This is a genomic window from Lysobacter sp. HA35, assembly GCF_054061195.1.
Map to the genome: position 1 here is coordinate 418,891 of NZ_JBSSDY010000001.1, position 15,229 is coordinate 434,119.

Annotated in this window: 18 protein-coding genes; 11 read left to right on the forward strand and 7 right to left on the reverse strand. The window is 67.1% G+C overall.

Going from position 1 to position 15,229, the window contains the following annotated elements:
* Positions 1–11 precede the first annotated feature (11 nt).
* From ACVWZN_RS02210 to ACVWZN_RS02255, 10 genes are read left to right on the forward strand one after another with little or no spacing between them, the layout of a single operon-like run.
* Positions 12–338, forward strand: coding sequence for a YerC/YecD family TrpR-related protein (locus ACVWZN_RS02210; protein ID WP_027082693.1), 327 nt, complete (start codon positions 12–14; stop codon positions 336–338).
* A complete protein-coding gene (hisG, locus tag ACVWZN_RS02215; protein WP_456952420.1) occupies positions 335–1,243 on the forward strand; it encodes an ATP phosphoribosyltransferase in 909 nt (302 codons plus the stop codon). Before ACVWZN_RS02210 ends, hisG begins: the two co-directional genes overlap by 4 nt.
* On the forward strand, positions 1,240–2,538 hold the full coding sequence (hisD, locus tag ACVWZN_RS02220) for a histidinol dehydrogenase (protein WP_456952421.1): 1,299 nt from the start codon (positions 1,240–1,242) through the stop codon (positions 2,536–2,538). The genes hisG and hisD overlap by 4 nt, the downstream gene beginning before the upstream one ends.
* Positions 2,535–3,608: a histidinol-phosphate transaminase gene (hisC, locus tag ACVWZN_RS02225; RefSeq protein ID WP_456952422.1), complete on the forward strand. Its 1,074-nt coding sequence runs from the start codon at positions 2,535–2,537 to the stop codon at positions 3,606–3,608. The genes hisD and hisC overlap by 4 nt, the downstream gene beginning before the upstream one ends.
* Positions 3,605–4,729 (forward strand): bifunctional histidinol-phosphatase/imidazoleglycerol-phosphate dehydratase HisB, encoded by a 1,125-nt coding sequence (gene hisB / locus ACVWZN_RS02230; RefSeq protein WP_456952423.1) that lies wholly within the window; start codon positions 3,605–3,607, stop codon positions 4,727–4,729. The genes hisC and hisB overlap by 4 nt, the downstream gene beginning before the upstream one ends.
* Entirely contained in the window at positions 4,726–5,325 is a 600-nt protein-coding gene (gene hisH / locus ACVWZN_RS02235; RefSeq protein ID WP_456954688.1) for an imidazole glycerol phosphate synthase subunit HisH, read from the forward strand. Before hisB ends, hisH begins: the two co-directional genes overlap by 4 nt.
* Positions 5,322–6,077 carry a 1-(5-phosphoribosyl)-5-[(5-phosphoribosylamino)methylideneamino]imidazole-4-carboxamide isomerase gene (gene hisA, locus ACVWZN_RS02240; protein ID WP_456952424.1) on the forward strand — a complete coding sequence of 252 codons (756 nt, stop codon included), beginning with the start codon at positions 5,322–5,324 and terminating at the stop codon, positions 6,075–6,077. The genes hisH and hisA overlap by 4 nt, the downstream gene beginning before the upstream one ends.
* Positions 6,071–6,844: an imidazole glycerol phosphate synthase subunit HisF gene (gene hisF, locus ACVWZN_RS02245; protein ID WP_456952425.1), complete on the forward strand. Its 774-nt coding sequence runs from the start codon at positions 6,071–6,073 to the stop codon at positions 6,842–6,844. Before hisA ends, hisF begins: the two co-directional genes overlap by 7 nt.
* On the forward strand, positions 6,816–7,457 hold the full coding sequence (gene hisIE / locus ACVWZN_RS02250) for a bifunctional phosphoribosyl-AMP cyclohydrolase/phosphoribosyl-ATP diphosphatase HisIE (RefSeq protein ID WP_456952426.1): 642 nt from the start codon (positions 6,816–6,818) through the stop codon (positions 7,455–7,457). The genes hisF and hisIE overlap by 29 nt, the downstream gene beginning before the upstream one ends.
* Before the next feature lie 43 nt (positions 7,458–7,500).
* Positions 7,501–9,099, forward strand: coding sequence for a calcineurin-like phosphoesterase C-terminal domain-containing protein (locus ACVWZN_RS02255; RefSeq protein ID WP_456952427.1), 1,599 nt, complete (start codon positions 7,501–7,503; stop codon positions 9,097–9,099).
* A 45-nt stretch (positions 9,100–9,144) separates the two neighbouring features.
* Here ACVWZN_RS02255 and mtnC read toward each other — a convergent pair whose 3' ends face one another.
* From mtnC to ACVWZN_RS02275, 4 genes are all read right to left on the reverse strand, one after another.
* Positions 9,145–9,840, reverse strand: coding sequence for an acireductone synthase (mtnC, locus tag ACVWZN_RS02260; RefSeq protein ID WP_456952428.1), 696 nt, complete (start codon positions 9,838–9,840; stop codon positions 9,145–9,147).
* A 59-nt stretch (positions 9,841–9,899) separates the two neighbouring features.
* Positions 9,900–10,457: a 1,2-dihydroxy-3-keto-5-methylthiopentene dioxygenase gene (locus tag ACVWZN_RS02265; RefSeq protein WP_456952429.1), complete on the reverse strand. Its 558-nt coding sequence runs from the start codon at positions 10,455–10,457 to the stop codon at positions 9,900–9,902.
* Entirely contained in the window at positions 10,454–11,122 is a 669-nt protein-coding gene (locus ACVWZN_RS02270; RefSeq protein WP_456952430.1) for a methylthioribulose 1-phosphate dehydratase, read from the reverse strand. The genes ACVWZN_RS02265 and ACVWZN_RS02270 overlap by 4 nt, the downstream gene beginning before the upstream one ends.
* Positions 11,123–11,260: 138 nt before the next feature.
* Positions 11,261–12,745 (reverse strand): amino acid permease, encoded by a 1,485-nt coding sequence (locus ACVWZN_RS02275; RefSeq protein WP_456952431.1) that lies wholly within the window; start codon positions 12,743–12,745, stop codon positions 11,261–11,263.
* 155 nt (positions 12,746–12,900) lie between these two features.
* Here ACVWZN_RS02275 and ACVWZN_RS02280 point away from each other — a divergent pair, with 155 nt between their 5' ends.
* Positions 12,901–13,491, forward strand: a complete 591-nt coding sequence (locus ACVWZN_RS02280) for an NUDIX hydrolase (protein WP_456952432.1) — start codon at positions 12,901–12,903, stop codon at positions 13,489–13,491.
* A gap of 69 nt (positions 13,492–13,560) precedes the next feature.
* Here the strand turns inward: ACVWZN_RS02280 and yeiP are convergent, their stop codons facing one another.
* The 3 genes from yeiP to ACVWZN_RS02295 are packed head-to-tail and all read right to left on the reverse strand — an operon-like array spanning position 13,561 to position 15,183.
* A complete protein-coding gene (gene yeiP, locus ACVWZN_RS02285) occupies positions 13,561–14,127 on the reverse strand; it encodes an elongation factor P-like protein YeiP (protein WP_456952433.1) in 567 nt (188 codons plus the stop codon).
* Positions 14,124–14,408: a hypothetical protein gene (locus ACVWZN_RS02290; RefSeq protein ID WP_456952434.1), complete on the reverse strand. Its 285-nt coding sequence runs from the start codon at positions 14,406–14,408 to the stop codon at positions 14,124–14,126. The genes yeiP and ACVWZN_RS02290 overlap by 4 nt, the downstream gene beginning before the upstream one ends.
* Before the next feature lie 4 nt (positions 14,409–14,412).
* Positions 14,413–15,183 carry an SDR family NAD(P)-dependent oxidoreductase gene (locus tag ACVWZN_RS02295; protein WP_456952435.1) on the reverse strand — a complete coding sequence of 257 codons (771 nt, stop codon included), beginning with the start codon at positions 15,181–15,183 and terminating at the stop codon, positions 14,413–14,415.
* Positions 15,184–15,229 lie beyond the last annotated feature (46 nt).

A 15,229-nucleotide genomic window follows, 5' to 3' on the forward strand; every position in this document is an offset into this window, starting at 1 on the left:
TGGAACGACCGATGAAGCGACGTCCGCCGCTCGAAGACGCCGAAAAGCAGCTGTCCCTGGAGGTCCTCGCCGAAGCCTTCGCCGCCCTGCGTTCGGGCGACGAGGTACTCGCCTTCCTCGAAGACCTCTGCACGCCGGCGGAACTCGAGTCGATGAGCGATCGCTGGCGCGTCGTTCCCTACCTGCAGGACCGCGTGCCGTATCGCGAGATCCACGACGAGACGAAGGTCAGCGTCACCACGATCGGGCGCGTTGCCCGAACCCTCGAACACGGCGCCGGCGGCTACCGCATCGCCACCAAGCGGCTCGCACGCCGGCCGCGCAAAGAGAACGCATGAGCTCCGTCATCGAACCCCGTGATCGCCTGCGTATCGCCATCCAGAAATCCGGTCGACTGGCCGATCCCGCGCGGGCGCTGCTCGGCTCCTGCGGCCTGAGCTGGCGCGAAAGCCGCGACCGCCTGTTCTGCTACGGCGAAGCGCTGCCGATCGACCTGCTGCTCGTACGCGACGACGACATCCCCGGCCTCATCGCCGATGGCGTCTGCGACCTCGGCATCGTTGGCCGCAACGTGCTCGGCGAGCAGGATCTCGACCGCCAGCGCGGCGGTGCGCCGTCGGCGTTCCGCGAACTCGTGCCACTGGGCTTCGGCGGCTGCCGGCTCGCGCTCGCGGTGCCGGACGACTGGAACTGGACGGATGCGTCGCAGCTGGAAGGCACGCGCATCGCGACGAGTTATCCGGCGCTGCTGCGCGGCTGGCTGGACGGGCAGGGCATCAAGGCCGACATCGTGACGCTGTCGGGCTCGGTCGAAATCGCGCCGCGGCTCGGCCAGGCGGACCTGATCTGCGACCTCGTTTCCAGCGGTGCGACGCTCGCCGCGAACCAGCTCAAGCCGGTCGCGACGCTGCTTGAAAGTGAAGCCGTGCTCGCGGGCCCTGCAGCGGAGTTCGAAGGCGAACGTGCACTGCTCGCCGAGCTGTTGCTGCGTCGACTCGAAGGCGCGCTGCGCACGCGCCACAGTCGCCTGTTGATGTTCCAGGCCGAGCGCGCGGCGATCCCGCGTCTGCTGCCGTTGTTGCCCGACGCCGACGCGCCGACCGTCCTGCAGGTCGACGGGGCCGATCGTCTCGCGCTGCAGGCGCTTTGCCACGGTCGCCTGACATGGCAGCGCCTCGAAGATCTCAAGCGTGCCGGCGCGCAGGGGCTGATGGTGCTGCCGGTCGAGAGCATGCTGGCATGAAGCGCATCCGCTGGTCCGAACTCGACGCCGCGGCGCGCGAGGACGCGCTGCGTCGTCCTGCACAGCGGGTTGCAGAGGACGTCGCGTCGTCGGTCGCGGCGTTGATCGCGCAGGTACGCCGCGACGGCGACGCTGCGCTGCGCGAGCTCACCACCCGTTTCGACGGCGTCGACATCGGGCGCTTCGAAGTCGACGCGCAAGCGTTCTTCGACGCGTGCGCCGCGTTGCCCGACGCGTTGAAGCGCGCGATCGACGACGCCGCCGAACGCATTCGGGTCTTCCACGCCGCTTGCATGACCTCACCCGTCGTCGTGGACACCGCGCCCGGTGTGCGCTGTGAGCGCGTGTTGCGTCCGATTCGTCGCGTGGGCCTGTACGTGCCGGCAGGTTCCGCACCACTGCCTTCGACGGCACTGATGCTCGGCGTACCTGCGCAGCTTGCAGGTTGTGGCGAAGTCATCCTGTGTTCGCCGCCGCGAGCCGACGGCACCGTCGATCCCGCCGTTCTTTATGCCGCGCAGCGCTGCGGAATCCAGCGCGTGTTCGCGCTCGGCGGCGTGCAGGCGATCGCCGCGATCGCGTTCGGCACGGCCTCGATCCCGAAGTGCGACAAGCTGTTCGGGCCGGGCAATGGCTTCGTCACGGAAGCGAAGCGGCAGGTCTCCATGACGGAAGGCGGCGCGGCGATCGACATGCCGGCCGGGCCGTCGGAAGTGCTGGTCATTGCAGATGCCGGCGCGAATGCGACGTTCGTCGCGGCGGATCTGCTCTCGCAGGCTGAACACGGTCGCGACTCGCAGGTCGTCCTGATCAGCGACGACACGAATGTGCTCGATGGCGTCGCCGCCGAGATCGATCGGCAACTGCCTACTTTGCCACGCGCGGACATTGCACGTGCTGCGCTCGAAGCATCGCTCGCGATCGAAGTCGACACGCTCGACATCGCGTTCGACATCAGCAATTCGTATGCGCCCGAGCACTTGATCCTCGCGCTGCGTGATCCGCGACGCTCGCTCGACCGCGTCGACGCGGCGGGTTCGATCTTCCTCGGCGACTGGGCACCGGAAGCGCTCGGCGATTACTGCAGCGGCACCAACCACGTGCTGCCAACGGGCGGGGCAGCGCGCTTTACGGGCGGGCTGAGCGTCGCGAGCTTTCAAGTGGCGATCACCGTGCAGGAAGTCGCGCGCGAAGGTCTCGCCGCGATCGGGCCGTGTGCTGTCGAACTCGCAAACGCGGAAGGGCTCGACGCCCACGGCCGCGCTGTCTCGCTGCGGTTGGAGGCTTTGGCATGACGTCGCCCGTCGACCTCGTGCGCGCGGACCTGCGTGACTTCGCGGGCTATCGCTCTGCGCGAAGCGATCGCCTCACCGGCGACGTTTGGCTCAACGCCAACGAGTCCGCGTGGCCGAACGCCGCGGACGACGGGAGCGCGCGCCGCTATCCGGATCCGCAGCCGCAGGCGCTGCGCGAGAAGCTGGCGTCGCTCTACGGCTGCGCGCCCGAGCAGCTTCTTGCAGGTCGCGGTAGCGATGAAGCGATCGATCTTCTGGTGCGCGCGCTGTGCGCGCCGGGGCAGGGCGCGATCGTGACTACGCCGCCAACGTTCGGGATGTACGCGGTGAGCGCGCGACTGCACGGCGTGCGTGTGATCGAAGCTCCCTTGGTCGATGGCGAAGGCGCATTCCGTTGCGATGTCGATGCGGTCGCCGACGCGTCGCTCGCGTCCGGTGCCACGCTCGTCTTCCTCTGCTCGCCGGGCAATCCGACGGGCGACGTCGTTGCGCTCGACGACGTCCGCCGCCTTTCCGCGCGTCTTGAGGGACGCGCCGTCGTGGTGGTGGACGAGGCCTATCAGGAGTTCGCGTCGACGCCATCCGCGCTTACGCTTCTCGGCGAAGCGAACAACATCGTCGTCCTGCGAACCCTGTCGAAGGCGCATGCACTCGCCGGCGCGCGGCTCGGCGTCGCGATCGGCGATGCCGACCTGATCGCCGTGCTGCGCCGCTGCCAGGCACCGTACCCCTTGCCTTCGCCATGCATCTCGCTCGTCAGTGATGCACTGGATGACGCTGCACTTTTGCGCACCCGGGAAGCAACCAGCCTCGCCGTACAGGAGCGAGAGCGGCTAAAACACGCACTGCGTACAGCGCCCGGCATGGTGCACGTCTACCCGTCGGCGTCGAATTTCCTGCTGGTCCGCTTCGACGACGCGCAGGCCGCATTCGATGCATTGCTGTCCGCCGGGGTTGTCGTTCGTGACGTCCGCGCGCAGCCCGGGCTCGGCGACGCGTTGCGGATCACGGTCGGGCGACCCGATGAGAACGATCGCGTGCTGTCGGTTCTCGCCGGAGCGATCGCATGAGCACGCCGATCCTGTTCGTCGATCGCGACGGGACGCTGATCGAGGAGCCGTCCGACTTCCAGATCGACGCGTTCGAGAAACTGCGCTTCGTGGCCGATGTCATCCCGGCGCTGCTCAAGCTGCGCGACGCCGGCTACGCGTTCGTCATCGTCTCCAACCAGGACGGCCTCGGCACGCCGGGCTATCCGCGTGACACGTTCCAGGGCCCGCACGACCTGATGATGCAGATCTTCGAAAGCCAGGGCATCCGCTTTCGCGACGTGCTCATCGACACAAGTTTTCCCGCCGATAACTCGCCGACGCGCAAACCGCAGATCGGTCTGATGACGTCGTACATGAAGGACCGATCGATCGACTGGTCGCGCTCGGCGATGGTCGGCGATCGTCCGACGGACGTGCAGTTCGCCGACAACCTCGGCATCCGCGCGTTCCAGCTGCGCACGTCGCAATTCGGCGGTGAGTGGGATTGGACGGGCATCGCGCACGCACTCGTCGACGCGCCGCGCGTTGCGCGTGTCGAGCGCAATACGAAGGAAACGCGGATCACGGTCGACGTCGATCTCGACCGGGCTGCCGAGCCGAAGATCAACACGGGACTCGGCTTCTACGATCACATGCTCGAACAGATCGGCAAGCACGGCGGCTTTGCATTGAACCTGAGCTGCGAAGGCGACCTGCGCATCGACGAACATCACACCGTCGAGGATTGCGCACTCGCACTCGGCCAGGCGCTGCGTCAGGCGCTCGGCGACAAGCGCGGTATCGGGCGTTACGGCTCGGCAGACGTGGCCGACGATGACGCCGACAACGCGCCATCCTACGGATTCATGCTGCCGATGGACGAAGCGCTGGCGGGGGCCGCCCTGGATTTCTCGGGTCGCCCGTACTTCGTGTTCCAAGGTGACTTCAAGCGCGACCGCGTCGGCGACCTGCCGACCGAACTGGTGCCGCACTTTTTCCGTTCGCTCTGCGAAACCGCCGGGCTCAACCTGCATCTACGGGTTCGCGGCGACAACGATCACCACAAGGTCGAGGCGTGTTTCAAGGTGGTCGCGCGCGCGCTGCGTCAGGCGATCAGGCGCGAAGGTCGCGAGCTGCCGTCGACCAAGGGCGCGCTCTGATGGACGTCGTGTTGATCGACGCCGGCGGCGCGAACATCGGGTCGGTGCGTTATGCGTTCGAGAGACTCGGTGCGACCGTGCGCTTCAGCGCGGACGCGAACGAAATCGCGAGGGCCGAACGCGTGGTGCTGCCCGGCGTCGGTGCTGCGGCAGCTGGCATGGCGAGGCTGCGGGAGCTCGGCCTCGTCGACTGCGTGCGCGAGTTGCGGCAACCGCTGCTCGGTGTGTGCCTGGGCATGCAACTGTTGTTCGACTCGTCAGAAGAAGGCGACGTCGAATGCCTTGCGCTGCTGCCGGGACGCATACGCAAGCTCGGCAGCGCGCCGGGGCTGCGCGTGCCGCACATGGGCTGGAATACGCTCGACCGCGTGCGTGACGATGCGTTGCTCGACAACGTTAGTGACGGCAGCAGCGCCTACTTCGTCCACAGCTATGCAGCTCCGGTCACCGACGACACGGTAGCAACCTGCGCCCACGGCGAGCGCTTCGCTGCGGTCGTCCGACGCGGCAATCGCATGGGCGCGCAGTTCCACCCCGAGCGTTCCGCCGCCGTCGGTGCGCAGCTGCTCGAGAATTTCCTGAAGGTACCGGCATGACCGATTTCACCGTCTACCCGGCGATCGATGTTCGCGAAGGTCGCGTGGTGCGCCTCAAGCAGGGCAACTATGCGCAGGAAACGCGCTACGCCGACGATCCGCTTGCGGTGGCGCAGCGCTACGGCGACGCCGGCGCGACGTGGCTGCATCTCATCGACCTCGACGCCGCGCGCGATGGCGGCTATTCCATCGGCGACCTGCTGACACGCATCCGTGCTGCAACCGGGCTCCGCGTCCAGACGGGTGGCGGCGTACGCTCGGTCGACGACGTGCAGCGCCTTCTCGATGCCGGTGCGGATCGCGTCGTCGTCGGATCGCTGGCGGTGCGACAGCCGCAAGCCGTGGCGGGTTGGCTCGCGAAGTTCGGTAACGAGCGCATGACCGTGGCGCTCGACACGCGCGAGGTCGACGGCCGCTGGACGTTGCCGACCGAAGGCTGGACGCGCACCGGCGGTGTCGATCTGTTCGACCTCGTCGAGCTCTACGCGACCGCCGGGCTGCGTCATCTGCTTTGCACCGACATCGGGCGCGACGGCATGCTCGCCGGGCCGAATCTCGATCTGTACGCGGCGCTGGTCGCACGAGCGCCGTCGCTTCGCCTACAGGCGTCTGGCGGTGCGCGCTCGGTCGAGGACGTGCGTGCTGCGCTGGAATCCGGCTGCGCGGGCATCGTTCTCGGCAAGGCGCTGCTCGAAGGGCGACTGAGCGTCGCGGATGCGTTGGCCGTCGCAACGGAAAGCGCACCGTGCTGAGCCGCCGCATCATTCCATGCTTGGACGTGCGCGACGGCCGAGTCGTCAAAGGCGTGCGTTTTCGCGACCACGTAGACATGGGCGACATCGTCGAGCTCGCGCTGCGTTATCGCGACGAAGGTGCAGATGAACTCGTCTTCTACGACATTACCGCGAGTCCCGAGGGCCGCAGCGTCGACCGCGGCTGGGTCGAACGCGTGGCGCGATTGATCGACGTTCCGTTCTGCGTAGCGGGCGGCATCCGCAGCGTCGACGACGCACGCGAAATCCTGCATGCGGGCGCCGACAAGATCTCCGTGAACACGCCCGCGCTGGACCGACCGGACCTCATCGACGAGCTGGCCGCGGCGTTCGGCGTGCAGTGCGTCGTCGTTGGCATCGACAGCCTGCGCGATGACGACGGTGAGTGGCGCGTGCGCCAGTACACGGGCGATCCGTCACGGACACGCGCGCTCGCGCGTCGCACGCTCGACTGGATGGTCGAAGCCCAGCAGCGGGGCGCCGGCGAGATCGTGCTGAACTGCATGGGCAGCGACGGCGTGCGAAGCGGCTACGACATCGAGCAGCTTCGCGATGCGCGCCGGTTGTGCGACGTTCCACTCATCGCCTCCGGCGGCGCGGGCGATGCCTCGCATTTCGCGGACGTATTCCGCGACGCCGACGTCGATGGTGCGCTGGCCGCGAGTGTTTTCCACTCCGGCGCCGTACGCATTCCGCAGCTCAAGCGGGAGTTGGCCGATGCGGGAGTCGAGGTGCGCCGTGTCTGATCCGATCACCTTCGACGTCAACGTAGTCGACTGGGCGAAGCAGGACGGTCTGGTCGCCGCCGTCGTGCAGGACGTGCGGACGCTGCGCGTGCTCATGGTCGGCTGGATGGACCGCGACGCGCTCGCGCATACGCTCTCGACACGTCAGGCGACCTTCTTCAGCCGCACGCGGCAGCGGCAATGGACCAAGGGCGAGACGTCCGGCAACGTGCTCGACGTCGCCGATGTGAAACTCGACTGCGACGGCGACACACTACTAGTGCTCGCAACACCGCGCGGCGCGACCTGCCATCTCGACCGCGCAAGCTGCTTTCCGGATGCGCCGGGCGACTTTCTGTCGACCCTCGATGCTCTGGTCGAGCGTCGTGCGTTCGAGCGTCCGGAAGGCAGCTACACGACGAAACTGTTCGACGGCGGCATCCGCCGGATCGCACAGAAGGTGGGCGAAGAGGGCGTCGAAACCGCGCTCGCGGGCGTGGTGCAGGACGACGACGCGCTGCTCGGCGAATCCGCCGACCTCCTGTACCACCTGATCGTGCTGCTGCGCGCGCGCGGCCTGTCGCTGAACGATGCGGTCGGTGTGCTGAAGCAGCGCCACGGCGCTACGCAATAGCACCGCGCCGCTGCTAGGCTTCGGCCTCGTCCCGGAGGCCGCCATGACCCGTTTGCTCGTCGCGCTCGCGCTGCTCACGTTCGCTTCGTGGTCGCATGCGCAGGCGCCGCACTGCGACAGCGCGGTGTACGAGGATGGCAACGGTAATGGTCGTCGCGATGCGGGCGAGCCCGGCCTCGCGAACATGCGGGTATCCGATGGCGTCCGCATCGTCACCACCTCCGCGGACGGCCGATTCGACTTGCCTGCCGAGCCGGGTCGCACCTTGTTCGTCATCAAGCCCGCCGGCTTCGATGCGCCACGACGGAGCGATGGTCTGCCGCTCTTCTGGGCGCACGCGCCGCATCCGTTCGCACCTGTGCTGCGCTACGGCGGCGTGCGCGACGCTGGCACCACCTGCCCGTCGTTCGGGCTGCGTCCCGCAAAGCCGCGTCGCGGTGATCTGGACGTTCTGGTATTCGCCGACACGCAACCCAAGTCCAAGGTAGATGTCGGCTATTACGAACGCGACATCGTCGAGCCGCTGCGGCGTCGCGACGGTGCGCCTGCCGCGGATCTCGGCCTGACGCTGGGCGACGTCGTCAGCGACGATCTTTCGCTGTATCCCGACATGACGGCGGTGACTACGCGGCTCGGTGCGCCTTGGCTGCACGTCGCCGGCAATCACGACGTCGATGCCGACGCGAAGAGCGACGCCGACGCATTGCTGACCTTCCGCCAGCAGTTCGGTCCGGACACGTTCGCCTGGGAAGAGCCGCAGGCCGATTTCGTCATCCTCGACGACGTGATCTCGCGCCCGGGGCAGAAACCGGCGTACATCGGTGGACTACGCGACGAGCAGTTCGCCTTCCTCGAGCATTACCTGCCGACGCACGATGCGAAGCGCCTGCTCGTGATCGCCGTGCACATCCCGTTGTTTCCGGATGGCGGCGAAACATTTCGCAGCGCGGACCGTGAACGCCTGTTCGCTTTGCTGAAGGATGTGCCGCACGTGCTGGTGCTGAGCGCACACGGCCATGTGCAGCGCCAGTTCTTCCACGACGAGAAGAGCGGCTGGCATGGCGCGTCGCCGCTGCACGAATACAACTCGGGCGCGGCGTGCGGCGCGTATTGGTCGGGCGTCAAGAACGCAGCAGGTGTGCCCGACTCGACGATGCCCGACGGCACGCCGAATGGCACTGCGCGCCTGATCGTTTCCCGCGACGGAAGTTACAAGCTGTCGTGGCAGCCCGCGGGCGTTACGGCCGACTCCGGCGATCTGACGCGCACGATGCGTGTGCATGCGCCGCGCGTGCTGCGTCGCGGCGCGTATCCCGCGTGGGGCGTGTACGCGAACGTCTGGATGGGCACACCCGACCAGCGCACCGAATTCCGTGTCGACGGTGGCGACTGGGCGCCGATGAAGCGCGTCGAACAGCCGGACCCGTGGTTGCTGAGCGAAAACGTGCGCGACGACGAGGCGGCGAAGCTACGCGGCTACGACCGCTCGCCGGAAGCGCAGGCGTCGACGCATCTTTGGCGCGGTGCGCTGCCGACCAACCTAGCGGTCGGATCGCATCGCATCGAGGTACGCACGTTCGATCGCTGGCAGGGCGAGCAGCACGCGGACACGACATACGCGCTGCAGGATGCCGCGCCGTAACGCGAGTCGTGGCGCGCGTCGCTACGCCAACGCGATCGAACGGACCTAGATCCCGACGTCGGCAAACGTCTCGACGCGACGATGTCCGTGCGTCTCGTCACCGGTTCGCGGCTGCGGATAGTCGTTGCGACGGTCGATCAGTACCGCCTGCATGCCCGCGTCGCGCGAGGCGTCGAGTTCCTCGACGACGTCTGACAGGAACAGGATGTCGCCCGGTGCAATGCCTATGCTGTCGGCGATACGACGATAGCTGTCGGCCTCGCGCTTTCCGCCGACTTCGGTGTCGAACCAACCCGAGAACAGCGGCGTCAGATCGCCGGCGTCGCTGTGACCGAAGAACAGGCGCTGCGCCGGCACGCTGCCCGACGAATAGACGTACAGCGGATAACCCGCGTCATGCCATTCGCGCAGCGCGACCGCGGCATCCGGATACAGATGCGCGGTGAAGTCTGCGCTCTTGTATCCGGCGTTCCAGATCATGCCTTGCAGCGCCTTGAGCGCGGTGTGCTTGCGGTCCTCGTCGATCCAGCCCTGCAGTACTTCGACGATCGTGTCGTCGCTGCAGATGCCGCCCTGTTCGACGGCGACTGCGTCCAGCCAGCGTCGCACCTCCGGCTCTCCACTGTGCTCGCGCACGAAGCCGGGCAGGGCGCGCCGCGCGTACGGGAACAGGACGTCCTTCACGAACGAGATGCTGCTCGTGGTGCCTTCGATGTCGGTGAGGATGGCGCGGACAGGCATGTCGTTTCGTCGCTCAAGGTGGCCGCCGCGAACGCTCCGCAGACAGGCGAATGCGTGGGTCAGCCGGCCTGGCCGGGCTCGTAGCGCGGGAATTTCTGCGCGATGTCGTTGCCGGTGAAATGGCCAATCCAGCCGTCGGGTTCCTGAAAGAAACGAATCGCGACGAAGTTCGGCTCCGGGCCCATGTCGAACCAGTGCAGCATCGAATCCGGCACCGAAATCAGGTCGCCGGCCTCGCACTTCATCTCGTAGACGCGCTCGCTCGCATGCAGGGTAAACAGGCCGGAGCCCGCGACGAAGAAGCGCACCTCGTCTTCCTTGTGGAAGTGTTCGTCGAGGAATTTCTTGCGCGCCTCGCCATGGTTCGGGTTGTCGGGCGCGATGCTGACGACATCGACGGTCTTGAAGTTGCGCTCGCGCACGATGCGGTCGATGTCGCTGCGATACGCGTCGAGGATGACGTCCGGCGCGTCGCCCGCCTTGATCGGCTGGTTCGCTTCCCAGCGTTCGAAACCGACGCCGATCGGCGCGAGGTGTTCGCGGATCGGTTCGAGTTCGCTCGAGACGAACTCCGGCTTGTCGGGCGTGGCTTCGTGAAAGATGCGCAGGCGGCTCATGGCGCGCTCCGGGACAGTGCGGTGGACGATGTGCCGAGTCGGCGGAGTTCGAGTTCGCAGGCGATCAGGAACTCGAACGCTTCGAGGTGGCGGCGCGCTTCCGGCATGTCGCGGCCCCAGGCGTAGAGGCCGTGGCCGTCGATCAGGTAGCCCCACATCGGGCCGGCGTCGAGCAGGCGTTCGACGCGTTCGGCGAGCTCCGGCATGTCCTGCGTGTTGGGCAGAACCGGCAGATCGAGCACGGCGTCGTGGGTGGTGTTGCCGTTGAACGCTTTGAGCAACTCGTAGCCTTCAAGCCGCAGCACGCCATCGGCTGCATACAGCCGCGATGCGACGGTCTGGTTCATCGAGTGCGTGTGCAGCACGCAGCCGATGTCGGCGAAGCGCTTGTAGAGCTGCGTGTGCAGCAGCGTTTCGGCCGACGACTTCTGCGTGGTGGCGACGGGCAGTCCATCGAGGTCGACGACCATGATGTCGGCCTCGACCAGGCGGCCCTTGTCGCGGCCGGACACGGTGATCGCGACGTTGTCGGCGTCCATGCGGCGCGAGAAGTTGCTGCTGGTCGCGGGCGTCCAGCCGCGGTCGGCGAGCTCACGCACGTTGACGATGATTTCGTCCGCGCAGACGGCGAGGCGCTGCGGGTCGTAGGGCAGGGAGGTGCTCATCGGCGGAAGTTTAGGGCAGACGGTGTTGGCGACGCGCAACGGAGGCGCGACGCCGCGGTGCCGGGCGCAGAACGTTCGCCGCGACAAAAGAAAACGGCGCGGTCGCCCGCGCCGTTTCCGTAAACCGATGCCGGTCGCTTACTTGTGGATGTTCGGTTCCGGCTCTTCGTGCAGTTCGATCGGCTCGCCGTGCGCCAAGTGGCTGCGCTTGCGGGCGAACAGGAAGTACACGATCAGGCCGAGAACCGCCCAGAAGCAGAAGAACTTGATCGTCGGATCCCAGCCCAGGCTGAAGAACAGCAGGACGCAGCCGGCCAACGCCAGCGGGCCGACAATCCAGACCAGCGGGGTGCGGAACGGACGCGGACGACTCGGCTCCGTGCGGCGCAGGATCATGACGCCCGCGCAGACCATGAAGAACGCGAACAGCGTGCCGGCGTTCGAGATGTCCGCAAGCGCGCTCACCGGGAACAGCGCAGCGAAGAACGCCACGAAGATACCGGTCGTCCAGGTCACCACGTGCGGCGTGTGGAAGCGCGGGTGCACCTTGGCGAACACCGACGGCATCAGGCCGTCGCGCGCCATCGTGAACAGGATGCGCGTCTGGCCGAACATCATCATCAGCACCACCGACGGCAGCGCGACGATCGCGGCAGCGGCAACGAGGTCACCCACGCGCGGCCAGCCGATATTGCGGAGAACGAACGCCAGCGGCTCCTTGCTCATCGACAGCGGACCGCCCGGCTGCGCACCCATCGAACCCACCGCCGCGTACGCAACGAGCAGGTAGAACACGGTGCAGACGCCGAGCGAACCGATCAGGCCGATCGGGATGTTGCGGTTCGGGTTCTTGGTTTCTTCCGCAGCCGTCGAGACCGCATCGAAGCCGACGTACGCGAAGAAGATCGACGCCGCGGCGCCCAGCACGCCCACGCCCGAGAGCGGCGTGCCCCAGCCATTCGGCAGCATCGGGGTGAAGTTGGTCGACTGCACCGCCGGGAAGGCCAGCAGCACGAACGCGGTGAGTGCGGCGATCTTGATCAGCACCAGCACCGACGTGACCTTCGCCGACTTGCTGGTGCCGATGACGAGCAGCCAGGTGACGAGCAGCGAGAGCAGGAAGGCGATCAGGTTGAAGCTGCCGCGCGCGACGGTGCCGTCCGGCAGCGTCACCGGGTCGAACGGACCCGAGAGCAGTGCCGTCGGTAATCCCATCCCGTGTGCGTGCAGGAAGCCGTTCGCATAGCCGGACCACCCGACCGCAACGGCGCCTGCCGCGACGGCGTATTCGAGGATCAGCGCCCAGCCCACCATCCACGCGATCAGCTCGCCGAGCACCGCGTACGAATACGTGTAGGCCGAGCCCGAGACGGGCACCATCGCCGCGATCTCGGAGTACATCAGCGCGGTGAGCGCACAGACCACGCCCGCGATGATGAACGAGTACATCATGCCCGGGCCGGCCTTGTTCGCGGCCACTGCGGTGAGCACGAAGATGCCGGTGCCGATCACGGCGCCGATGCCGAGCATGGTCAGGTCGAATGCGCCGAGCTGGCGCTTGAGCGAGCGCTTTTCGGCGGTCGCGAGAATCAGGTCGAGCGGCTTTCTGCGCTGGAACAGCATTTGCGGTGTTCTCCCCGGGACTAAGGCCCCGGCGCTCGCACGCCGGGGAACCCGTGGACCTTAGCCGCAGCCGCCCGCGCTGCACAAGTCGCGCCGCGCCCTTCGGTCCATGAATCGGGATAATGCTGCACTGCACCCATGAAAGACGCCATCGTATGGACGCCTCGACCGACCACTCGTCCACGACCGATCAGCTGCATCACGATCTCGCGGACTATGCGCGCCGCTGGCCCGCCGAGGCCGAGGTGGTGGCGCACTTCGTCGAGCTGCTGCACGACATCGACAGCGCGCCGTTCGCGCGTGAGCGGCTCGCGGGCCACTTCACCGGTTCGGCATGGCTGGTCGACCGCACCGGGACACGCGTGCTGCTCACGCACCACCGCAAGCTCGGTCGATGGCTGCAGCTCGGCGGTCATGCGGATGGCGATGTTGACCTGGGTCGCGTCGCGTTGAAGGAAGCCGAGGAGGAGTCGGGCCTCACCGGATTGACGCTGGAACCCGGCCTATTCGACCTCGACCGCCACTGGATTCCGGAACGCCGCGACGTACCCGCGCATTGGCATTACGACGTGCGCTTCGTCGTGCGCGCGGGTGAGAACGAGGCGTTCGTCGTCAGCGAGGAATCGCTGGATCTCGCATGGCGCGATGTTCAATCGCTGCTCGACGATCCGGCGACCGACGATTCCGTGCGTCGCATGTCGATGAAGTGGCGCATCCGCAACGGCGATCTGCAGTCCGCGGGCTGACCTCATCGAGTGACGCAAAAAAAGGGCCGGCAGCGATGCCGGCCCTTCGTATTTCCGATCGACGTCGAATCAGTCCGCGCGGCCCGCGAACTCGCCCGTCGTCGTATTCACCAGCACGCGCTCACCGTTGCCGATGTACTCCGGCACCATGATCTCGAGGCCGGTCGACAGCTTGGCCGGCTTCGGGCGCTTGGTCGCGGTGCCGCCCTTGAGTTCCGGCGGCGTTTCGATCACTTCCATCGTCACCGTCTGCGGCAGCTGCAGGCCGACCGGTGCGTCGTCGATGATCTGCACGTAGCAGCCCGACAGGTCGGGCACCACGTAGCCCGCCATGTCGCCGACCACGTCCGCGTCGAGCGCGTACGGCGTGTAGTCCTCGTCGTCCATGAACACGAACGCGTCGCCGTCCATGTAGGAGAACGTCGCCTGGCGACGCGCGAGATCGACTTCGCGCAGGTCGTCGTCGCCGTCGAAGCTCGCATCGAGCTTGTTCGCGCCCGGCACGCTGTACATGGTGAAACGGAAGCGCACGTTGCCGCCGCGGCCCTGCGGGCTGCTGCGCTCGATGTCGCGGATCTGGTACACGCCGCCGTTGTGTTCGACGACGTTGCCCTTCTTGATGTCGTAGGCTTTCATTGCTTGGTTCGCTCGTTGCCCTGAAATCGTGGGTCGGCGCGGCCGACATGCCACATGAAAAGTCCGAACGCCGCGCCGGCTAGCGCCCATGTCACGGCGCCGACCGCGAGGTGGCGCGCCGAAATGTCCTGCGGATGGCCGCTCATCCATGGGCGTAGCAGCATCATGTAGACGAACATCGGCAGGCCCCAGCCTGCAACGCCGACGAGCAGCACGTAGCGCGTGCGCCCCAGTGCGCGGGCGCGACGCCAGCGGTGTGCTTCGTGCGGAATTCGTGGCATCGCTTTACTTCGGTGCCAGACGCGTCGCGCCGTCGAGGCGGATGGTCTCGCCGTTGAGGTAGGTGTTGCCGAGGATGTACGCGGCGAGGTCCGCGAATTCGTCGGGCTTGCCGAGGCGCGACGGGAACGGGATCGACGCCGCCAGCGACTGCTGCACGCTGTCCGGCATGCCGTCGACCATGGGCGTCCAGAACACACCCGGCGCGATGGTGACGACGCGGATGCCGAACCGTGCGAACTCACGCGCTAGCGGCAGCGTCATGCCGACGACGCCACCCTTCGACGCGGAATACGCAGCCTGACCGATCTGGCCTTCGTACGCGGCGACCGAAGCGGTGTTGATGATCACGCCGCGCTCGCCGTCGGTGCCGGCTTCGTTGTTCTGCATCAGCGATGCGCAGGCCTTCGCGACGTTGAAGCTGCCGACGAGGTTGACCATCACCGTGGTCTGGAACTGCGACAGCGCCATCGGGCCGTCCTTGCCGAGCACGCGGCCCGAGCCGAGGATGCCCGCGCAGTTAACCGTGACGTTGAGCCCGCCGAGGAATTCGGACGCCGCGGCGACGTTCGCAGTGACGCCCGCTTCGTCGGTGACGTCGGTGCGGAAGAACTTCGCCTTGTCGGCGCCGAGTTCGGCGACCGCCGACTGGCCCTTCTCGTCGTTGACGTCGAACAGCGCGACGCGGCCGCCTTCGCGAACGATGCGCTGCGCCACGGCGAAGCCGAGGCCGGAGACGCCGCCGGTGATGACGGCGCGGGCGTTGGAGATCTGCATGGCGGTCCCTCGGAATGCCGGAAAGGCCGCGATTCTACCGGCTGCG

Coding starts and splice junctions, on each gene's coding strand:
- hisIE (WP_456952426.1), top strand. CDS start 6,816: ATGCGGGAGTCGAGGTGCGCCGTGTCTGATCCGATCACCTTCGACGTC.
- mtnC (WP_456952428.1), bottom strand. CDS start 9,840: ATGCCTGTCCGCGCCATCCTCACCGACATCGAAGGCACCACGAGCAGC.
- ACVWZN_RS02295 (WP_456952435.1), bottom strand. CDS start 15,183: ATGCAGATCTCCAACGCCCGCGCCGTCATCACCGGCGGCGTCTCCGGC.
- ACVWZN_RS02210 (WP_027082693.1), top strand. CDS start 12: ATGAAGCGACGTCCGCCGCTCGAAGACGCCGAAAAGCAGCTGTCCCTG.
- hisD (WP_456952421.1), top strand. CDS start 1,240: ATGAAGCGCATCCGCTGGTCCGAACTCGACGCCGCGGCGCGCGAGGAC.
- hisB (WP_456952423.1), top strand. CDS start 3,605: ATGAGCACGCCGATCCTGTTCGTCGATCGCGACGGGACGCTGATCGAG.
- hisG (WP_456952420.1), top strand. CDS start 335: ATGAGCTCCGTCATCGAACCCCGTGATCGCCTGCGTATCGCCATCCAG.
- ACVWZN_RS02280 (WP_456952432.1), top strand. CDS start 12,901: ATGGACGCCTCGACCGACCACTCGTCCACGACCGATCAGCTGCATCAC.
- ACVWZN_RS02255 (WP_456952427.1), top strand. CDS start 7,501: ATGACCCGTTTGCTCGTCGCGCTCGCGCTGCTCACGTTCGCTTCGTGG.
- hisC (WP_456952422.1), top strand. CDS start 2,535: ATGACGTCGCCCGTCGACCTCGTGCGCGCGGACCTGCGTGACTTCGCG.
- ACVWZN_RS02270 (WP_456952430.1), bottom strand. CDS start 11,122: ATGAGCACCTCCCTGCCCTACGACCCGCAGCGCCTCGCCGTCTGCGCG.
- hisA (WP_456952424.1), top strand. CDS start 5,322: ATGACCGATTTCACCGTCTACCCGGCGATCGATGTTCGCGAAGGTCGC.
- ACVWZN_RS02275 (WP_456952431.1), bottom strand. CDS start 12,745: ATGCTGTTCCAGCGCAGAAAGCCGCTCGACCTGATTCTCGCGACCGCC.
- yeiP (WP_456952433.1), bottom strand. CDS start 14,127: ATGAAAGCCTACGACATCAAGAAGGGCAACGTCGTCGAACACAACGGC.
- ACVWZN_RS02290 (WP_456952434.1), bottom strand. CDS start 14,408: ATGCCACGAATTCCGCACGAAGCACACCGCTGGCGTCGCGCCCGCGCA.
- ACVWZN_RS02265 (WP_456952429.1), bottom strand. CDS start 10,457: ATGAGCCGCCTGCGCATCTTTCACGAAGCCACGCCCGACAAGCCGGAG.